This window comes from Pseudoflavonifractor capillosus (genome assembly GCF_016899775.1).
Taxonomy (GTDB): Bacteria; Bacillota; Clostridia; order Oscillospirales; family Oscillospiraceae; genus Lawsonibacter.
Genome location: NZ_JACJJE010000006.1, coordinates 16,634 through 35,888, shown reverse-complemented (window position 1 = coordinate 35,888; position 19,255 = coordinate 16,634). Strand labels below are relative to the sequence as shown.

General features: G+C 61.7%; 19 protein-coding genes, 1 other RNA gene and 1 other annotated feature. Of the genes, 9 read left to right on the top strand and 11 right to left on the bottom strand.

The window, feature by feature from the left end; all coding sequences use genetic code 11:
• Window positions 1-76: 76 nt before the first annotated feature.
• Window positions 77-796, bottom strand: a complete 720-nt coding sequence (locus H6B31_RS03215; RefSeq protein WP_204897183.1) for a response regulator — start codon at window positions 794-796, stop codon at window positions 77-79.
• A 14-nt stretch (window positions 797-810) separates the two neighbouring features.
• Window positions 811-1,347 carry an NUDIX domain-containing protein gene (locus H6B31_RS03210; RefSeq protein WP_204897182.1) on the bottom strand — a complete coding sequence of 179 codons (537 nt, stop codon included), beginning with the start codon at window positions 1,345-1,347 and terminating at the stop codon, window positions 811-813.
• Between the two features lie 390 nt (window positions 1,348-1,737).
• Here H6B31_RS03210 and H6B31_RS03205 point away from each other — a divergent pair, with 390 nt between their 5' ends.
• The 9 genes from H6B31_RS03205 to buk all read left to right on the top strand — a co-directional run bounded on the left by H6B31_RS03205 (window position 1,738) and on the right by buk (window position 9,647).
• A complete protein-coding gene (locus H6B31_RS03205) occupies window positions 1,738-2,049 on the top strand; it encodes a DUF1292 domain-containing protein (protein WP_204897181.1) in 312 nt (103 codons plus the stop codon).
• A gap of 16 nt (window positions 2,050-2,065) precedes the next feature.
• Window positions 2,066-2,265: non-coding RNA, 6S RNA (ssrS, locus tag H6B31_RS03200), on the top strand.
• Between the two features lie 231 nt (window positions 2,266-2,496).
• The gene (locus H6B31_RS17660) at window positions 2,497-4,053 is read left to right on the top strand and encodes a peptidylprolyl isomerase (RefSeq protein ID WP_204897180.1); all 1,557 of its coding nucleotides are present in this window, start codon (window positions 2,497-2,499) and stop codon (window positions 4,051-4,053) included.
• A gap of 139 nt (window positions 4,054-4,192) precedes the next feature.
• On the top strand, window positions 4,193-4,585 hold the full coding sequence (locus tag H6B31_RS03190) for a spore cortex-lytic protein (RefSeq protein ID WP_204897179.1): 393 nt from the start codon (window positions 4,193-4,195) through the stop codon (window positions 4,583-4,585).
• Window positions 4,586-4,594: 9 nt separating this feature from the next.
• Complete coding sequence (locus H6B31_RS03185) at window positions 4,595-5,830, top strand: peptidoglycan-binding domain-containing protein (protein WP_204897178.1); 1,236 nt, start codon at window positions 4,595-4,597, stop codon at window positions 5,828-5,830.
• Window positions 5,827-6,369 carry a peptidoglycan-binding domain-containing protein gene (locus H6B31_RS03180; RefSeq protein ID WP_204897177.1) on the top strand — a complete coding sequence of 181 codons (543 nt, stop codon included), beginning with the start codon at window positions 5,827-5,829 and terminating at the stop codon, window positions 6,367-6,369. Before H6B31_RS03185 ends, H6B31_RS03180 begins: the two co-directional genes overlap by 4 nt.
• A gap of 90 nt (window positions 6,370-6,459) precedes the next feature.
• Window positions 6,460-7,479 (top strand): aldo/keto reductase, encoded by a 1,020-nt coding sequence (locus H6B31_RS03175; RefSeq protein WP_204897176.1) that lies wholly within the window; start codon window positions 6,460-6,462, stop codon window positions 7,477-7,479.
• A gap of 135 nt (window positions 7,480-7,614) precedes the next feature.
• The gene (locus H6B31_RS03170) at window positions 7,615-8,526 is read left to right on the top strand and encodes a bifunctional enoyl-CoA hydratase/phosphate acetyltransferase (RefSeq protein ID WP_204897175.1); all 912 of its coding nucleotides are present in this window, start codon (window positions 7,615-7,617) and stop codon (window positions 8,524-8,526) included.
• A gap of 35 nt (window positions 8,527-8,561) precedes the next feature.
• The gene (buk, locus tag H6B31_RS03165) at window positions 8,562-9,647 is read left to right on the top strand and encodes a butyrate kinase (protein ID WP_204897174.1); all 1,086 of its coding nucleotides are present in this window, start codon (window positions 8,562-8,564) and stop codon (window positions 9,645-9,647) included.
• Window positions 9,648-9,781: 134 nt separating this feature from the next.
• On the opposite strand, the gene H6B31_RS03160 is transcribed toward buk, so the two are convergent.
• The 9 genes from H6B31_RS03160 to H6B31_RS03120 form a co-directional block, all read right to left on the bottom strand.
• Window positions 9,782-11,869: a glutamine synthetase III family protein gene (locus H6B31_RS03160; RefSeq protein ID WP_204897173.1), complete on the bottom strand. Its 2,088-nt coding sequence runs from the start codon at window positions 11,867-11,869 to the stop codon at window positions 9,782-9,784.
• 47 nt (window positions 11,870-11,916) lie between these two features.
• On the bottom strand, window positions 11,917-13,500 hold the full coding sequence (gene asnB, locus H6B31_RS03155) for an asparagine synthase B (RefSeq protein ID WP_204897172.1): 1,584 nt from the start codon (window positions 13,498-13,500) through the stop codon (window positions 11,917-11,919).
• A gap of 92 nt (window positions 13,501-13,592) precedes the next feature.
• Window positions 13,593-13,832, bottom strand: a binding site (T-box leader).
• 238 nt (window positions 13,833-14,070) lie between these two features.
• Window positions 14,071-14,520: a hypothetical protein gene (locus tag H6B31_RS03150; protein ID WP_204897171.1), complete on the bottom strand. Its 450-nt coding sequence runs from the start codon at window positions 14,518-14,520 to the stop codon at window positions 14,071-14,073.
• A gap of 42 nt (window positions 14,521-14,562) precedes the next feature.
• On the bottom strand, window positions 14,563-14,982 hold the full coding sequence (locus H6B31_RS03145; RefSeq protein ID WP_204897170.1) for a hypothetical protein: 420 nt from the start codon (window positions 14,980-14,982) through the stop codon (window positions 14,563-14,565).
• A 119-nt stretch (window positions 14,983-15,101) separates the two neighbouring features.
• On the bottom strand, window positions 15,102-15,575 hold the full coding sequence (locus H6B31_RS03140; protein ID WP_204897169.1) for a hypothetical protein: 474 nt from the start codon (window positions 15,573-15,575) through the stop codon (window positions 15,102-15,104).
• Between the two features lie 36 nt (window positions 15,576-15,611).
• Window positions 15,612-15,911, bottom strand: a complete 300-nt coding sequence (locus H6B31_RS03135) for a DUF2089 family protein (RefSeq protein WP_204897168.1) — start codon at window positions 15,909-15,911, stop codon at window positions 15,612-15,614.
• A 219-nt stretch (window positions 15,912-16,130) separates the two neighbouring features.
• Window positions 16,131-17,270 (bottom strand): acryloyl-CoA reductase electron transfer subunit beta, encoded by a 1,140-nt coding sequence (acrA, locus tag H6B31_RS03130; RefSeq protein WP_087289046.1) that lies wholly within the window; start codon window positions 17,268-17,270, stop codon window positions 16,131-16,133.
• A 21-nt stretch (window positions 17,271-17,291) separates the two neighbouring features.
• Window positions 17,292-18,092, bottom strand: coding sequence for an acryloyl-CoA reductase electron transfer subunit gamma (acrB, locus tag H6B31_RS03125; RefSeq protein ID WP_087289048.1), 801 nt, complete (start codon window positions 18,090-18,092; stop codon window positions 17,292-17,294).
• Window positions 18,093-18,110: 18 nt separating this feature from the next.
• Window positions 18,111-19,253, bottom strand: a complete 1,143-nt coding sequence (locus H6B31_RS03120) for an acyl-CoA dehydrogenase (RefSeq protein ID WP_087289050.1) — start codon at window positions 19,251-19,253, stop codon at window positions 18,111-18,113.
• Window positions 19,254-19,255 lie beyond the last annotated feature (2 nt).

Here is a 19,255-nt window from a genome sequence, read left to right as displayed (position 1 = left end):
ACCTTATCAATCATTCGCCTTGGGCGAACTCCATTTCTTCACTCTCCACTCTCAACTCTTCACTCTAAAATAACAATCAGCTCTGCTGTCCGCCGAACAGGTATCCCATTCCCCGCTTGGTCAAAATGAACTTGGGAGAGGCGGGGTCGTCCTCAATCTTCTCCCGCAGGCGGCGCACCGCCACGTCCACGGCCCGCACGTCGCCCACATAGCCCTCATAGTTCCAGACGTGCTCCATCAGGGCCTCCCGGGAGAACACCTTCCCCGGCTGGGAGGCCAGAAAACAAATCAGGTCGTACTCCCGCTGGGTCAGCTCCAGGGCGCGGCCGTCCTTGTACACGGTGGCCCCCTCCAGGTCCACCACCACCCGTCCCAGGTCCAGCCGCTTTCCCGGCTCACTTCCCGCCTGGGGAAGCTGGGCGGGGGCCATGGCCACCCGGCGGATGTTGGCCTTTACCCGGGCCAGCAGCTCCCGCATGGCGAAGGGCTTGGTGATATAGTCGTCCGCCCCCAGCTCCAGACCCAGGACCTTGTCGGCCTCCTCCTCCCGGGCGGTGAGCATGAGGATGGGCACGGCGGACCCCGCCTCCCGGATCTTCCGGCACACGTCAAATCCGTTCATCCCCGGCAGCATCAGGTCCAGCAGGATCAGGTCCGGGTTCTGTTCCAGAGCCAGCTGCAGGCCGGTATTTCCGTCATAGGCCTCCAGGGTATCGTACCCCTCCCGGCTGAGGTTGAAGGACAGAATATCCACGATGTTCTGCTCGTCTTCCACGATCAGAATGGTCTTTCCCAACTTGGCTCCCTCCCTTACAGATTCAAAAGCACCTTGGTCTTCAAAACCGTGGCCACCGTCTTGGCGTCCTCCAGGGTCCCGTCCATCACCTTTTGGAACAGCTCCTCAAAGGGCATGGTGACGACGTTTAAAAACTCGTCGTCGTCCGGATGACTCTGGGCGCGGCTCAGGTCCCGGGCCAGGTACATGTGCAGCTTCTCAGTGCAGAAGCCCGGGGAGGCCAGAATACACCCCAGATAGGTCAGCTCCCCCGCCTCCAGACCGGTCTCCTCACTGAGTTCCCGGGCGGCGGCCACCCGGTGGTCCTCCCCCTCGTCCAGTTTTCCGGCGGGCAGCTCCAGCAGCAGCTGGTGGAAGGGATAGCGGTACTGCTGCACCAGCGTCACATTTCCATCCCGGTCCAGAGGCAGAATGGCCACCCCGCCGGGGTGGAGCACCACCTCCCGCTTGGCCTGCATTCCGTTGGGCAGCTCCGCCTGATCCACCAGCAGGGTGACGATCTTGCCCTGATACACCGTCTCGCTTGAAAGGGTCCGCTCCGTCAAATCCATAAGGTATTCTTCCTCTCTGCCCATCCGGTTTTTGGGGCGGTTCTCCCGCTCCCCGGACGTTTTTTGTCCAATCCCGGCCCGTGCCGCGGCAGCATTGCGTCCAGTCCGCTGCGGGCGGCCGTCTGAAAACGCACACAGAAGCCGCCCAGGCCGGGGGCGGCGGCCCGCCGCCCCATGTGAATTTCATTATAGCACAGCTGCCCGGCCCCGGTAAAGCCAAACGTCTGATTTTCCCGGCTCCGCGCCCGCCTCCTCCGCCCTGGAAACCTGTTTTTTCGCCCCGGAGAGGCCCGAACGACAGGCCGGTAAAATTTTGACGTCTCTCCCACTTGCATTTTCTCTCCATCCGGGTTACAATAGGGTCAGAAAACAGGCAGGAGGTATTCCCCTATGAGCGAGGCGTACGGCCCCGATTTTATCACCGTCACCGACGAGGACGGCAACGAGTTTGAGCTGGAGCTGGTGGACACCCTGGAGCACAACGGCGTCATCTACCACGCCCTGTTCCCCGCTTCTCAGGAGGATGAGGAGAGCGGCGAGCCGGTGGACGTGGACGCGGACGACGAGGAATACGGCCTGGTCATTATGAAGGTGGTGGAGGAGAACGGCGAGGAGCTACTCTCCACCCTGGACAGCGACGAGGAGATCGAGGAGATCTACAACCTCTTCATGGAGCGGTTTTTCCAGGAGGAGGACGAATAATTCAGACTTCAGGCGGGTTTTCCTGCTCGGTGCGTGATGGGCCTTTTTAAACCCACATTTCTTAAACGGGACGCCCACCTCACGGCGTGGCTTGCAGGCCTCCCGGCCCCCATCGAGGTCGGCTGGAAGTTGGAAGCAGTAAAGCGTTGTGGAGGCGACCCACCTGCCATTTCGTGCAGGTTTTAAACAGGTCCACACGGCCAGAGCGGGGTATATAAAACTCACTTGGATATGGGCCGCGGCGCAAGCCGCGGTCTTTTTTACGCCCATTCCGGCTGGAGATTCGTCCGATTTCCCATGAACAAACTGTAAAAGCTGAGGTTTCTCTCCCCTTTCCCCCTTGAATCCTCCTGCGGATTCTTGTATAATAGCACAGAATTCCCCGTCCGGCCGCCTTTCTCTGCGGCCGGACACTTGCAAGTTCACAATGAGAGGACGGAATCAACTGTGAGTGCATCCAGAGAAAAGAAAACCCGGTCGGACTCCACCTATGTCCAGCGCCGGAATAACCGTGAGGAGGACAAGGACCGCCGCAAGCACATCCTGTATGGCATCGCGGGCGGCGTTGTTGCGGTATTGGCCATCGCCCTTCTGGTGTGGGACAGCGGCTTCTTCCAGAAGCGCTCCACCGCTGTCACCATTGACGGAGAGGACTACGGCCCCGCCGTGGTGCAGTATTACTACCAATCGGCCCTTAACACCGCCTATTACAATTCCGTGATGGGCTCCTCCACCTTTGACTACAATGTGGACCCCGCAGAGCAGGTCTACGACGAGGAGACCGGCCAGACCTGGCGGGACTTCCTGCTGGACCAGGCCATCGACGATTTGACCCAGGTCACCGTCCTGGTCCACGCCGCCGAGGCGGAGGGCTACACCCTCACCCAGAAGGACCAGGCCTATCTGGAGAGCGAGCTGGCCACCCTGGACAGCACCTGGCGCTCCAGCGGCTCCTATGACAGTCTGTCCAGCTACCTGAAACTGAACTACGGCAGCTATATGGACGAGGATACCTTCCAGTCCCTCTACGCCGACCAGGTGCTGGCCGACTCCTACCGGCAGCACTATCAGGACAGCCTGACCTATACCGATGAGGAGACCGAGGCCTACTATAACGAGCACACCAACGACCTGGACACCTTCGGCTACACGGTCTTCACGGTCCAGGCCACCGTGGAGGAGCAGACCGATGAAGAGGGCAACACGGTGGAGATGACCGACGAGGAGAAGACCGCCGCCCTGGAGACCGCCAAGGCCGACGCTCTGGCCACCGCCCAGGCGATCCAGAGCCGCCTGACCAACGGTGAGGACGCTCAGGCCCTGGCCGACGAGTACGCCGACGCGCTGTACAGCTCCTCCATCCACACCACCGCCATGGGCTCCACCTTCTCCTCTGCCGCCTATGCCGACTGGCTGTATGACGCCGCCCGCCAGAGCGGGGACATCACCCTGGCCGAGCTGGACCGCAGTGAGAGCAGCGCATACAACTACTATGTGGTCCAGTTTGACAGCCGGACCCGGGACGACTCCGCCACCGCCGATGTGCGCCACATTCTGATCGGCGCCGCTTCTTCCGGCACCACCCCCACTCAGGAGGAGTTCGACGCCGCCGAGGCCGAGGCCCAGGCCCTTTTGGACCAGTGGAAGGCCGGGGACGCCACCGAGGACAGCTTCGCCGCCCTGGCCGTCCAGAACACGGACGACAGCGGCTCTCAGTCCACCGGCGGCCTGTACAGCGGCATCTCCAGCACCGACAGCCTGGAGCCCAACTTCCTGAACTGGGCTCTGGACCCCGCCCGTCAGCCGGGGGATACCGGGATCGTCAAAAATGAGAGCAGCTCCATCCAGGGCTGGCACATCATGTACTTTGTGGGCTGGGACGACCCCGCCTGGGAGTACACGGTGAAGTCCACCTGGAAGGAGAGCGACACCAGCGAGTGGCTGGCTTCTCTCACCGAAAACGTGGAGGCGGTTCACGGCTCCGGCCTGGACTTGGTCTCTTAATCTCAAATATCCCGATTTTTTCGGAGCGCCGCTCAGCGGCGCTCCGTTTTTTTATATCCGCACCTTCCTCCCCGTCCCGGCATAGCATGGAACAAGACAGGCGGGCCCATATTGGAGTCTGCCGGAAGGAGGAACGCTTATGGAAGGAACCGGGACCCTGTCGGTCCGTGTTATTACCTCCCGGGCCCAGCTGCCGGTGGAGGGGGCCACTGTGGTGGTCACCCAGAGAGGGACGGGCGGAAAATACCAGCTGCTGTCCGTTCAGGCCACCGACCGCAGCGGCGCCACAAAGCCCGTCGTCATTTCCACTCCGGCCCTGGGGGAGAGCACCCACCCGGGCAGCTCCGCCCCCCCATACGCCGTGTGCGATGTTTGGGCGGAGCATCCTGGCTACGCCATGCTGCTGGTGGAGGGCGTTCAGATTTTCCAGGGCGTGGAGACCCTCCAGTCCATGGAGCTGGAACCCCTGAACGAGGGGCAGTCCAGTCTGATTCAGAACAACGTCCGGGAGATCACCGGCCAGACCCTGTGAGGTGTCCCCATGCCTGTGCAAGTGACCCCCTACGTGCCCCGCACCATCACGGTACATCTGGGCCCGCCGGACGAGTGGGCGGAAAATGTGACGGTCTCATTTCCGGACTATGTGAAAAATGTGGCCTCCAGTGAGATCTACCCCACCTGGGAGCCAGCAGCCATTCAGGCCAACATCCTGGCCATCACTTCCTTTGCCCTGAACCGGGTATACACCGAGTTCTATCCCAGCCGGGGCTATGACTTTCAGATCACCTCCTCCACCGCCTATGACCAGAAGTTTATCCGGGACCGGAACATCTTTGAGAACATCAGCTGGACCGTGGATGAGATGTTCACCGACTACATCCGCAGAGAGGGCTTTGTGGAGCCCCTGGCCGCTAAATTCTGCAACGGCACCACCTCCACCTGCGCCGGGCTCTCCCAGTGGGGCAGCCAGGAGCTGGCCCAGCAGGGCTACGGCCCCATGGAGATCCTGAGGTACTACTACGGGGACGACATCGAGCTGGTGGAAAACGCCCCGGTCCAGTCCCTGGGCCAGTCCTACCCGGGCTATCCCCTGCGGCTGGGCTCCACCGGGCCGGATGTGGTGACCATGAAGACCATGCTCAACCGCATCTCCCAGGGCTATCCGGCCATCCCCAAGCTCTGGCCGGTGACCCGGACCTTTGACGAGAAAACCCAGTCGGCGGTGCGCACCTTCCAGTCGGTCTTCGGTCTGACAGCGGACGGGGTGGTGGGCAAAGCCACCTGGTACAAGATGGTCTACCTGTACGTGGGGCTCAGCCGCCTGTCCGAGCTGGTGAGCATGGGCCAGCAGTTCCAGGGCTTCTCCTTCCAGTACCCCGGCATTCTCCGCCAGGGGGACCGGGGCGGAGACGTGTCGGTGCTCCAGTACATGCTGGCGCTGGCGGCCGAATTCGACCCCACCCTCACCGATCTGGCCGTGGACGGGGTCTATGGGGCTCGAACAACCCAGGCGGTGCGGGCGTACCAGCAGAGCCGCGGCCTTCAGGCAGACGGGGTGGTGGGCGAGGAGACCTGGTACTCCATCTACGGGGACTTCACCGGCATCGAGAGGGACCTGCGCAACGACAACATCAACTTTCCCCAGGGGAATGCGGCCCAGGCCATGTCCCGGGAGGACGCCCCGTACCGCTACGGCGCCTCCAGCCGCCACGGCCAGTTCCCCGGCCAGGACCTGGAGCTGGGGAGCAGCGATCAGAAAGGAGTGAGTCTGGTATGACCACACCGCAGCAGCTGGAGGAGGAGATGCTCTCCAATCCGGTGCGCAGTCTGCAGTATATGCTCCGTCGGCTCGCCGGCAAATACAATTTTCTGCCCCAGCTGGCGCTGGACGGGATCTTCGGCGAGCGGACCCTGGAGGCCGTCATGCTGTTTCAGCGGGAGCTGACGCCTCCCGTCACCGGCGTGGTGGACCAGCGGACCTGGGACGCCATCCGGGACGCCTGGATCAATCTGGAGCGGGAGTCCGCGCCCCCCCGCACCCTCCGCATCTTTCCGGGGGAGGGCTATCAGGTGCAGCCGGGCATGTCCGGCGCCTCCATGATTTTGCCCCAGACCATGTTTCAGCTGCTCCGCCAGCGGCTGGAGGGCATCGCCGAGGGAGATGCCGACGGCGTTCACGGGGACGCCTCGGTCCAGAACACCCTGTGGCTTCAAAACCTGGCCCAGCTGGAGGAGACCGGAGTCATGGACCGGCAGACCTGGGATATGCTCAGCCGGCTGTACGAGCTGTTTATCACAGCGGAACCCCTGTCGTAAAAATTCCGGGCCGCCTCTTGACACTGAGAGGCGGCCCGGTTTTTAATAATAGAGTGGGAAGAGAACCTTTACGCAGAGGAGGAGAACACAATGACAACAGTACGACTGGGCCGCACGGAGCTGGTGGTCGGCAAGCAGAGCTTCGGCTGTCTGCCCATTCAGCGCATCACCACGGAGGAGGCCGTCGCCCTGCTCCGCCGGGCCTACGACGGTGGCATGAACTACTTCGACACCGCCCGGGCCTACTCGGACAGCGAGGAGAAGGTGGGGGCCGCCTTTGCCGGCATGCGGGACAAAATCGTCATCTCCACCAAGACCCAGGCGGTGACGGCGGATGGGATGTGGAAAGACCTGGAGGAGAGCCTGCGCGCCCTCCAGACCGACTATATTGACATCTATCAGTTCCACAATCCCGCCTTCTGTCCCAAGCCCGGCGGGGAGGACGGCCTGTACGAGGCCGCCCTGGAGGCCAAGCGCCAGGGGAAGATCCGGCACATCTCCATCACCAACCACCGGCTGGCCGTGGCCCACGAGGCCATCGACTCCGGGCTGTACGACACCCTCCAGTTTCCCTTCAGCTACCTCTCTGGTCCCCAGGAGCTGGAGCTGGTGGACAAGTGCCGGGCGGCGGACATGGGCTTCATCGCTATGAAGGCCCTGGCTGGCGGTCTCATCCGGGACGGGCTGGCGGCGGCCGCCTTCATGGAGACACAGCCCTCCGTGGTCCCCATCTGGGGCGTTCAGTACGACTGGGAGCTGGACCAGTTCCTGGCCTGCGTCAAAAATCCCCCGGAGATGACGGCGGAGCGCCAGGCGGTCATCGACCGGGACCGGAAGGAGCTCTCCGGGGACTTCTGCCGGGGGTGCGGCTACTGCATGCCCTGCCCCGCGGGCATTGAGATCAACAACTGCGCCCGCATGTCCCTGATGCTCCGCCGGGCTCCGGCGGAGGGCTGGCTCACCCCGGAGTGGCAGGAGAAGATGGGCAAAATCCAGGACTGCCTCCACTGCGGCGCCTGCATGTCCAAGTGCCCCTACGGCCTGGACACGCCCCGCCTGCTGGAGGAAAACTACCGGGACTACCAGCAGGTGCTGGCCGGGCGGGGCTGATTCAAAATTTCAAGTCCGGGAGCTGCCCTGCGGGGCAGCTCCCGCTTTTCTCCTTTCCCGGAAATCTTTACTTCTCTCTTTGGGAATGATACAATACAGTTACCGTACAACCCATATTTTCAGGAGGAAATTTCCTTGGTTATTTCTGGATTTCAGGAGCTGAAGACGCAGCTGCGGGAGGCCGCCCCCCAGCCGGCGGTGGTGTCCGCCGCCCATGACGAGCACACCCTGGAGGCCGTGTTCCAGGCCCGGCGGGATGGGCTGATCTCCCCTATTTTTGTGGGCGACGCGGAGCGCATCCGCTCTATCGCCCGCTCCCAGGGGGAGGACGTCCCGCAGGAGGCGCTGGTGCAGGCCGGCGGCGAGACGGAGTGCGCCCAGTGCGCCGTGGACCTGATCCGCCAGGGCCGGGGCAAGCTACTCATCAAGGGGATGCTCCAGACCGGCACCCTGCTCCGGGCGGTGGTCCAGCCGGATACGGGCATCCGGGCCTCGGAGCTGCTGTCCCACGTGGCCATTTTAGACGTACCCGCCTACCACAAGCTGATGTTCGTCTCCGACGGGGGCATGGTGATCGCTCCAGATCGAAATCAAAAGCGTGAAATATTACGAAACGTATTGTCTCTGTGCCGCTTTCTGGGGTATGAGCAGCCCAAGGCCGCCATTCTGTGCGCCGCGGAGACGGTGAGCCCCCGCATGCCGGAGACGGAGGACGCCGCCGCCTTGAAGGAGGAGGGCGCCCGGGGGAACTTCGGCCCCTGTCTGGTGGAGGGGCCTATCTCCTTCGACCTGGCCACCGACCGGGCGGCGGCGGAGATCAAGGGCTACCACAGCCCCGTGGCGGGGGATGCGGACGTCTTCCTGGTCCCCTCCATCGCGGCGGGCAATCTCATGTGCAAGGCCCTCTACGGCATGGCCGGTGGAAAGATGGCCGGCGTGGTGCTGGGGGCCTGCGTCCCCATCACCGTCAACTCCCGCAGCGCCGCTCCGGAGGAGAAGTACGACTCCATCGCCATCGCCGCCGCCATGGCTCAGTCCAATCCGTAATCAATCCTATTGTTTTTACCATAAGGAGAACCGATATGTCCTACCGCCTCTTGATTCTGAATCCCGGCTCCACCAGCACCAAGGCCGCTGTCTATGACGACGACCGGCAGGTGGCCATGAAAAGCATCGTCCACACCAATCAGGACCTAGCCCCCTACCCCACCCTGTACGACCAGCTGGACTACCGGGTGGCCCTGGTACGGGGCTGGCTGGGACAGGAGGGGATCGACCTGTCCACCCTGTCCGCCGTGGTGGGCCGGGGAGGCATCATCCCCAATATCGTGGCTGGGGGCTATGTGGTGGACGACAACCTGGTGGACTGTCTGCGCAACTACCCGGTGTTCGACCACGCCTCCAACCTGGGCGGCCTCATGGCCCGTGCCTTCGCCCAGCCTCTGAACATCCCCGCATACATCTATGACGCGGTGACCAGCGACGAGCTGCTCCCCGAGGCCCGGGTCACCGGATTCAAGGAGGTCACCCGCACCAGCTTCTGTCACGTGCTCAACGCCCGGGCCACCGCCCACAAGTACGCCGAGGCCCTGGGGCGGAAGTACGAGGATATGAATCTGGTAGTGGCCCACCTGGGGGGCGGCATCTCCATCTCCGCCCACAGCCGCGGCCGGATCATCGACTCGGTGTCCGACGACGCCGGCCCCTTCTCCCCCGACCGCTCCGGCAGCCTGAACATGCTGTACGTGGTGGACCTGTGCTACTCGGGCAAGTACACCAAGAAGGAGATGCTGAAAAAGCTCCGGGGGGAGGGGGGCATGTCCGCCCTGCTGGGCACCCACGACTGCCAGGAGATTGAGCGGCGCATTGAGAACGGGGACGAGTGGGCCGCCCTGGTCTACAAGGCCCAGGCCCTCCAGATCGCCAAGGGGGTGGGCATCATGCTGGGCTGCTTCACCGAGCTCATCGACGCCGTCATCCTCACCGGCGGGCTGGCCAACTCCAAAAAGCTCACCGGCATGGTTATCGACTACCTCCACAACCTGGTGAAGGTGGTGGTCATCCCCGGGGAGAACGAGATGGAGGCCCTGGCCCTGGGGGCCCTGCGCATCCTCCGGGGGGAGGAGGCAGTCCACACCTTCCACCCCGCCTGCGCCCTGGTCCCTTAACCAGCCCCCTCGAGCTTCTCCGCCCCAACTTGAGCGGATTCATCTCATCAGAAATTTTTTGACAAGCAAACTGAAACAGCCGGTTCCAAACGGAACCGGCTGTTTCAGTATAAGAAAAGAAGAAGGAAGAATTATCACATATAAAACAGCATGTCGCTGTAAGTGGGGAAGGGCCACGCCTTCCGCTCCACCAGAGTCTCCAGCTGATCGGCCAGCTTCCGGGCGGCGGTCATGTCCTCAAAGACAACCGCGTGGAAGTAGGTCAGCCGGGCCTCGACGGCCTCCGGAGCCCCCTTCAAGTCCGCCTCCAGCTTCTCACAGGCGGCCAGCAGCTCGTCGGTCAGCTCGGAGATCCGGCTCTCCATGGTGGTCTCGTACCGGCAGACGGAACTGCCGGCCCGGCCCAGGGCCCGGCGGGCCAGCTCCCCGGCGTAGGCGGAGGCGGCGGGCAGGATATCCCGCTTGATCATATCCGCCATGGTGTTGGCCTCGATGGAGAGCACATGGCAGTAGTTCTCCATGTGGATCTCCCGGCGGGCCTCCATCTCCTCCCTGGTAAAGATGCCGTGCTTGGTAAACAGGACCACATTCTTCTCGGCGGTGTAGACGGGAAGGGCGTCGGCGGTGGAGGTAAGGTTGGACAGCCCGCGGCGGGCGGCCTCCTGGAGCCAGGCGTCCTCATAGCCGTTGCCGTTGAAGATGATCCGCTGATGCTGGGTGAACACCCGGCGGATGAGGGCGGCCAGGGCCTCGTTGAAGTCGTCCGCCCCCTCCAGCTCATCGGCAAACTGCTCCAGCTCCTCGGCCATGATAGTGTTCAGGGCAATGTTGGGGCCGGCAATGGACTGGGAGGAACCCAGCATCCGGAACTCAAACTTGTTGCCGGTGAAGGCCATGGGAGAGGTGCGGTTCCGGTCGGTGTTGTCCTGGGGAATGGGAGGCATCACGTCCACCCCCACCCGCAGGGACTTCTTGCCGGGGTCGGAGTACTCGGTGCCGTGGATGATGGACTCCACCACGGCGGTGAGCTCGTCGCCCAGGAAGATGGACACCACGGCGGGAGGGGCCTCCTGGGCCCCCAGGCGGTGGTCGTTGCCCGCAAAAGCCACGGTGGCGCGCAGGAAGTCCTGGTACTCGTCCACACCCTTCACAAAAGCGGCCAGGAACAGCAGGAAGCGGGCGTTCTGGCTGGGGGTGCTGCCGGGCTTAAACAGGTTATCGCCTTTGTCCGTGGCCAAGGACCAGTTGTCATGCTTGCCCGAGCCATTGATGCCGGCAAAGGGCTTTTCATGGAGCAGGCACACCAGGCCGTGCTTTCGGGCCACCTTCTTCATCACGTCCATGGTGATCTGGTTGTGGTCGCAGGCGGTGTTGGCGTCGGTGTAGATGGGGGCCATCTCATGCTGACAGGGGGCCACCTCGTTGTGCTTGGTCTTGGACAGGACCCCCAGCTTCCACAGCTCCCGGTCCAGGTCCTGCATGTAGGCGGCCACCCGGGGCCGGATAGCGCCGAAGTAGTGGTCCTCCAGCTCCTGGCCCTTGGGGGCGGGGGCGCCGAACAGGGTCCGGCCGCACATGCGCAGGTCCATACGCTTGGCAAAGTCCTTCTCGTCAATGAGGAAGTACTCCTGCTCGGGGCCCACCTGGGCGGTGACCCGCTTGGTCTCGGTGTCCCCAAACAGGCGCAGGATGCGCACCGCCTGGCGGCTCACCTCATCCATGGAGCGCAGAAGGGGGGTCTTTTTATCCAGCACCTGGCCGGAGTAGGAGTAAAACACGGTGGGAATATACAGGGTGTTGTCCCGCAGGAAGGCGTAGGCGGTGGGGTCCCAGGCGGTGTAGCCCCGGGCCTCAAAGGTGGCCCGCAGGCCGCCGGAGGGGAAGGAGGAGGCGTCGGGCTCGCCCCGGACCAGCTCTTTGCCGGAGAACTCCAGCAAAACCTTGCCGCCGGGGGCGGGGGTGATGAAGCTGTCGTGCTTCTCCGCGGTGTAGCCGGTCATAGGCTGGAACCAGTGGGTGAAATGGGTGGCGCCCCGCTCAATGGCCCAGTGCTTCATGGCGTCGGCAATGTCGTTGGCGATGGCCAGATCCAGCGCGGTCTGATTTTCAATGCACTCCTTCCAGGCGCTGAAGGAATTGGAGGAGAGGTACTGCCGCATCGCGTCCTCGTTGAAGACCATGCTTCCAAACAGCTCAGTGAGATCTGTGGCTTTCGTTTCCATAGGGCATTCTCCTTTCATTTCATCCCGCAAGCGGGGGAATCGGTATTTTAAAACCCGCTGGCCCCGTAGTTGGCCAGCACCCGGGCAGAGGGATCGTCCACATCGCAGCCCTCCCAGGAGCGGTTGGGCATCCAGAAGTCCTTGACCATTTTGGCCTGGCCAGGGTAGTAGGCCTCAAACAGCTCCCGGTAGAGCAGGCTCTCCTTGGTGAAGGGAGTGGCGAAGTCGTATTTGGAGCTGAGCTGCCGGAACTCCTGGTCGGTATATTTTTCCTCGGCGTACTCCTTCAGGTCGTCCACCAGGGAGTGGCCCACCGCGTCGGAGAAGGCCGCCTTCTCCCGCCACAGGATGTCTTCGGGCAGGAGGCGGTCCCCCTCGAAGGCGTGGCGGAGGAGATACTTGCCCTTTCCGTAGGTGTTCACCTTCAGGGCGGGGTCCACACCCATGACGTACTTCACAAAGTCCAGGTCGCCGAAGGGCACCCGGGCCTCGATGGAGTGGGCGCTGATGCACCGGTCGGCCCGGAGCACGTCGTACATATAGAGCTCATCCACCCGCTTTTTGGCCTCCTCCTGGAAGGCGGCGGGGGAGGGAGCGAAGTCGGTATACTTATAGCCGAAGAGCTCGTCGGAGATCTCCCCGGTGAGGAGGACCCGCACGTCGGTCTGCTCATGGATGGCCTTGCACACCAGATACATGCCCATGCTGGCCCGGATGGTGGTGATGTCGTAGGTGCCCAGGGCGGCCACTACCTCGGGGAGGGCCTTGAGCACATCCTCCTTGGTGATGATCACCTCGGTGTGGTCGCTGCCGATGAAGTCGGCCACCTCCCGGGCGTATTTCAGGTCGATGGCGTCCACATCCATGCCGATGGCAAAGGTGCGGATCTTCTTGCCCAGGATCTTCGCGGCGATGGCGCACACCAGACTGGAGTCCAGACCGCCGGAGAGGAGGAAGCCCAGAGGGGCGTCCGCATCCAGCCGCTTCTCCACCCCGGCGATGAGCTTCTCCCGGATGTTCCGGCACACGGTCTCCAGGTCGTCCTTCCGGTACACATCCACCGTGGTCAGATCGGCGTAGCGGACAAACTCGCCGCCGGCGTAGTAGTGGCCGGGCGGGAAGGGGAACACCTCTTTGCACAGGCCGATGAGGTTCTTGGCCTCGCTGGCAAAGACAATGCCGCCGTCGTAGTCATAGCCGTAGAACAGGGGGCGGATGCCGATGGGGTCCCGGGCGGCCACCAGGGAGTCGGTCCTGCTGTCGTAGAGAATGAGGGCAAACTCCGCGTCCAGCATGGAGAACATATCCAGGCCGTACTCCCGGTACAGGGGGAGGAGCAGCTCGCAGTCGCTGCCGCTCTGGAAGGTGTAGCCCCTGCTCTCCAGCTCGGTCTTGAGCTTCCGCCAGCCGTACAGCTCGCCGTTGCACACCACCATGTCCCCGTCCAGGGAGAAGGGCTGCATGCCGCTCTCGTCCAGGCCCATAATGGCCAGGCGGTGGAAGCACAGCCAGCCCGACGGGGTCTCCACCACGCTGGACATGTCCGGCCCACGGGAGAGAGTCCGGTCGAAGTAGGGGAGGATCTCCTCCCTGGTTCGTGATTTTTGGGTAAAGCCCATAATTGCACACATAATAAAAATACACCTCCGGATGATTTTGCAGCTGCTTCTCCCCTTCGGCCTTCCACCCCTCTTTGTGTCAAAAAGGGGAAGAAACTCCTCCGGGTTAGGACGAATGCTGCGCTCCGCGGTGCCACCTAACTTGCCCTCACAACCTGAGGACCACTTTTCCGGCTCTGACAAGCCGTTGCGATGTAACGGTCGCCCCCGTCTCCCATACTTGCCTTGGCGTTCTGTTTGAAGCTCAGGAGTGTTCTTCCCGCAGTCTCCTGCGCGGGGCTTCCACCGTCCCCCGCTCTCTGGGGCCGAGCCTCCGCGGTACTTTTCTCCCTCAATGCCTTTGTCCGTATTGGGTGTATCAACCTTCGCAGAAATGCAAAGAGGGCGCCGCGGCTCCCTTGCCGCAGCGCCCTTGCTGTTGATGGCGCTATTATATGCGCCGTATTTTCCCATGTCAAGGGAAAACTCCAAAAAATTTGTTCTCCCAGCCCTTTTTAGAGGCTTCCACAAAAAGATTGACTCCTATTTTTCTTTGCTTTGTGCCTTTGAGAGATTTTGTATCTTTCGTATTTCACATTTTCTTCACTCTAATTCCTGGACCTTCATTTTCTCCATTTCTGCCTTCACCTGCTCCTCCCTCCGGCTTTTCAGCCAAATCCACCCCAGAGACAAAGTTGGGATGTTGAACACGAACAGGAATCCCCCCACCATACCGGGTGTCAGAGGGTGCTCCGGGTCCGGAAAATAGGATACCGATATATCCTCCGGAGAGGGCTCATAGGAGGAGGACGCTCCGGCGGGCACTGTGTATCCAGTGGTGGTAATCATCGGCGGCCCATCGTAGTGAAACATGACCACAGACATGATGATCGTCAGAAATAATCCGTACACCAGAGCGGCCGCCGGCAGGATCAGCCCCACCCATTTGGAATTTCTCCGGCAGAGCCGCTTTTGAACGGTGATCACCGCCATCAGGGGCAGGCCTACAAAAATCAGAATGACGGGGGACAAAATCAGCAGCAGGATAAACATAGGTGTTTCCTCCTCTTTGACCTGGAACCTCCGGAAACCGAATCACTCCAGGTCCTGAATGTTCATTTTGTTTAGCTCGTTCTGAAAGTCCCGGCGGTTTTTGTAGTGGAGCCAGATCCCCCCCAACACCACCGTGGGGATGTTGTTGATCAAAAAGTTTACCCCCATCAGCGCAAAGGTCTCCGCGCCAAAACCGGGATGGGACTCCTCATGGTGTTCCTCCACCACAGTCCCATGCTCGTCATAGGAGACGACAGAAGTCCCCACATGGGAAAACACTCCCACACTCAGGAGCATTGCCAGGCTGAACAGCAGGCTCAGCCCCGGCAGGATCAGCCCCAGCCAGCGGTTTTTCCGTTTGCACAGCCACACCTGGAGGGCCACTATCAAGGCAATCGGAAGTAAAACGCCAATGAGTACAATCGGCAGAGCGACCACTCCAAACAGAGACGCGATTGCCATACTATTCCTCTCCCTTCTCTTTCTTATCAATGGGCAAGAATCCCCAAAAAGAGCCGCCTCCCTTTTCCGTCCCTCTGGCGGTTCGGGCGAATTTGGAGCTCCTGAGTTTCATATTTTCGTCATCCAAGGTCCTGGATGTTCATCTTCTTGATCTCGTCCTGAAAGTCCCGGCGGTTTTTGTAGTGGAGCCAGATGCCCCCCAGCACCACCGTGGGGATGTTGCCCACCAGGAACAGCAGGACCGCTGAGGGGAGCAGGTGTCGGAATATTTCTTCCTGAGCCGCTTGTTTTTCCTGGGCATCGGGGTCGGGGTACTGATCCAGGATGTTCCCCTCCCCGTCATAGGTAGTGATCATGCCGTTCTCTGTGATGGTTTGCTGGATTACCTGGCCGTTCTCATCAAGGGTCATGGAACCGCCGCTGCCCGTCTGGATCAGTCCAAAAGCGCCAAGACTGAACACCAGCAGCAGGCTGAACAGAAAGCTCAGGACTGGCAGAATCAGGCCCAGCCAGCGGGTCTTCCGCCTGCACAGCCACACCTGGAGTGCCACCACCAGCGCCACCGGCAGAAGAATGGAAATTAAGGCTATCAAAAGGCCTATTATTCCAAATACAGACCACATCGCCATTTATAATTCCTCCTTCGCTTTCTTATAGGCGCTGATGAGCACCTTTGCGGTGTCGAAGTCCAGCTTCTCGTTGACGGTCAGCCGCTTGATGAGGCCGATATAGGGGTCGGCGGCAGTGTCCTCGCCCAGTTTGATTTTCTGGATCAGACGGTCCAGCCGCAGCCGCACGGTGGGGTAGGTCACCCCGTACTCCCCCGCCATCTCCTTCAATGACCCGGAGGCCAGCACAAATTTTTTGATGAACACCAGGTCCTCGTCCTCCAGCCCGGCCATCCACTCGGGTACGGTCTCGATTGCCATGCAGTCACCGCCTCCTCTCTGTATCTGGAGTATACCATTTAACTTTATTAAAGTCAATCTTTAATTTTATTTTTCTTTTTGTAGGAATAAAATTTTAGCAAATCAGAAGTTTCAAAGAGAATCCCGCAGAATCTTTTGCACCCGTGCAGCTTTCGCGAGACGCAAAAAGCCCCGCATCCAGTTGGATGCGGGGCTGAAATTGCTGTATGGGAGACGAACTTACTTCGCGGCCTTGGCAGCCTTGATGGCCTCGATCAGCATGGGGGTGACCTTGAACAGGTCGCCGCAGATGCCGTAGTCGGCGATCTCGAAGATAGGAGCGGTCTCGTTCTTGTTCACGGCGATGATGCACTCGGAATCCTGCATGCCAGCCTTGTGCTGGATGGCGCCGGAGATGCCCAGAGCCACATAGATCTTGGGGTGCACGGTCTTGCCGGTCTGACCGACCTGGTGGTCGGCGGACAGCCAGCCGGAGTCGATGGTGGCACGGGAGCCGCCCACGACGCCGCCGAGAACCTCAGCCAGCTCCTCGGCCAGCTTGATGCCGCCCTCCACGTCCTTGGAGATGCCGCGGCCCACGGAGACGACCACGTCGGCGCCGATCAGGTCCACCAGCTTCTTGGCGGCCTTGACGACCTCGACCACCTGTGTCTCCATATCGTCCTCAGTGAGGGAGAACTCGGGCTTGATGATCTCGCAGGCGTCGGCCTTGGCCTGATCGAAGGGGGCCTTCTTCATCACGCCGGGGCGCACAGTGGCCATGGCGGGACGGAAGCGGGGGCAGATGATGGAGGCCATCAGGTGGCCGCCGAAGGCGGGACGGGTCATCTTCAGGTCGCGGGACACGTCGTGCTTCTCGCCCAGCACGATGGCGGTGTTCAGGGCGTCGATCTTCTCGGGGGCCAGAGTGGAGGCCTCACGCAGGAAGTCCTTGTAGATGCCCATATCCACGTCCAGGTGGGTACAGTCAGCGCACAGACCGGTGTGCAGGCGGGCCGCGCAGCGGGGGCCCAGGTCACGGCCGATGTTGGTGGCGCCGATGAGCATGATCTCGGGCTTGTACTCCTTGATCACGTCGCAGATGACCTTGGTGTAGCCGTCGGTGGTGTAGTGCTCCAGCAGGGGGTGGTCGCAGACGTACACGCCGTCAGCGCCGTAGCCGCCCAGCTCCTTGGCGATGCCCTCGATGTTGTGGCCCAGCAGGATGCCGTACAGCTTGGTCCCCAGCTCGTCGGCCAGCTTGCGGCCCTCGGAGATCAGCTCAAAGGAGGTAGGCATCATGCTGCCCTGGCGCTGCTCGCAGAATACCCACACGCCGCCCTTGAAGGCAGCGATATCAGCACTGTTGAAAGTAGACATATTCTTCCGTTCTCCCTTCTATCAGATCAAATGCTTGGCAGCCAGAATGCCGGCCAGCTTCTCGCAAGTCTCTTTGTCGGCGCCTTCCAGCATCATGCCGGCACCCTTCTGAGGAGGAGTGAAGGAGGTCAGAATGTTGGTGGGAGAGCCCTTCAGACCGATGGTGGCGGGGTCGATCAGGGGATCGTCCTTCAGAGCGTTGTAGTCCAGAACCTCATAGGGCTTCTCATAGCACTCGAAGATGCCGCCCACGCTCATGTAGCGGGGAGTGTTCAGCTCCTTGATGCAGGTGATCAGGCAGGGGGTGTTGACCTTGATGGTCATGTAGCCGTCCTCCAGCATCCGCTTGATGGTGAGGGTCTTGCCCTCCTTGGTGATCTCAGCGGCGTAGGAGACCTGGGGGATGCCCAGCTTCTCGGCGATCTGGGGACCCACCTGGGCGGTGTCGCCGTCGATGGCCTGACGGCCGCAGAACACCACGTCGTCCTCGTCCAGGCCGATCTTGTTGATGGCCGCGGCGATGATCTGAGAGGTAGCATAGGTATCGGAGCCGCCGAACTCACGGCCGGAGATCAGCACGGCGCGGTCCACGCCCCGGGCGATGATCTCACGCAGCATGCCCTCGGCAGGAGGGGGACCCATGGAGACGACAACCACCTCGGCGCCGGTCTGCTCCTTCAGGACCAGAGCGGCCTCGACGGCGTTCAGGTCGTCGGGGTTGGTGATAGCGGCCATGGAGGCGCGGTTCAGAGTACCATCGGGATTCACGGCCACCTTACCGGAGGTATCGGGGACCTGCTTGACACAAACAATGATTTTCATTTCCATCTGCCTCCTATCTTATTTCACACCCATGGCACGGGAGATGACCATGCGCTGGACCTCGGAAGTGCCCTCGTAGATCTCGGTGATCTTGGCGTCGCGCATCATGCGCTCCACGGGGTACTCACGGGTATAGCCGTAGCCGCCGAACAGCTGCACGGCGCGGCGGGTGACGTCGGAAGCGGCCTCAGCGGCGAACAGCTTGGCCATGGCGGCGTCCACGGAGTAGGGCTCGTGGTTCTCCTTCTTGCAGGCGGCGGCATACACCAGGTACTGAGCGGCCTGCATGCGGGTGTGCATGTCGGCCAGCTGGAACTGGGTGTTCTGGAACTGGCTCAGACGCTTCTTGAACTGAACGCGCTCCTGGGTGTACTTGACGGCCTCGTCAATGGCGCCCTCGCCCAGGCCAAGAGCCTGCGCGGCGATGCCGATACGGCCGCCGTCCAGGGTCTGCATGGCGATCTTGAAGCCCTGGCCCTCCTTGCCCAGCAGGTTCTCCTTGGGCACGATGCAGTCCTCGAAGATCAGGTCGCAGGTGGAGCTGCCGCGGATACCCATCTTCTTCTCCTTCTTGCCCACGGAGAAGCCGGGGAAGGAGCTCTCCACGATGAAGGCGGAGATGCCGTGGTTGCCGGCCTTGGGGTCGGTCATGGCGAAGACCACGATGGTGCTGGCCACGGTGCCGTTGGTGATGAAGCACTTGGAGCCGTTCAGGACGTAGTGGTCGCCCTCCAGCACGGCGGTGGTCTGCTGGCCGGAGGCGTCGGTACCGGCGTTGGGCTCGGTCAGGCCGAAGGCGCCGATCTTCTTGCCGGACAGCAGGTCGGGCAGATACTTCATCTTCTGCTCCTCGGTGCCGTGCTCATAGATGGGGGCGCAGCACAGAGAGGTGTGGGCGGACACGATAACGCCGGTGGTGCCGCACACCTTGGACAGCTCCTCCACGCACATGGCGTAGGACAGCACGTCGCCGCCGGCTCCGCCGTACTTCTTGGGGAAGTAGATGCCCATCATGCCCAGCTTGCCCATCTTCTCGACGGTCTCCATGGGGAAGCGCTCTTCCTCATCCAGCTCCTCGGCTAGGGGCTTGACCTCGTTTTCCGCAAACTCACGGTACATTTTGCGGACCATCTCTTGCTCTCTAGTCAGATGAAAATCCATTT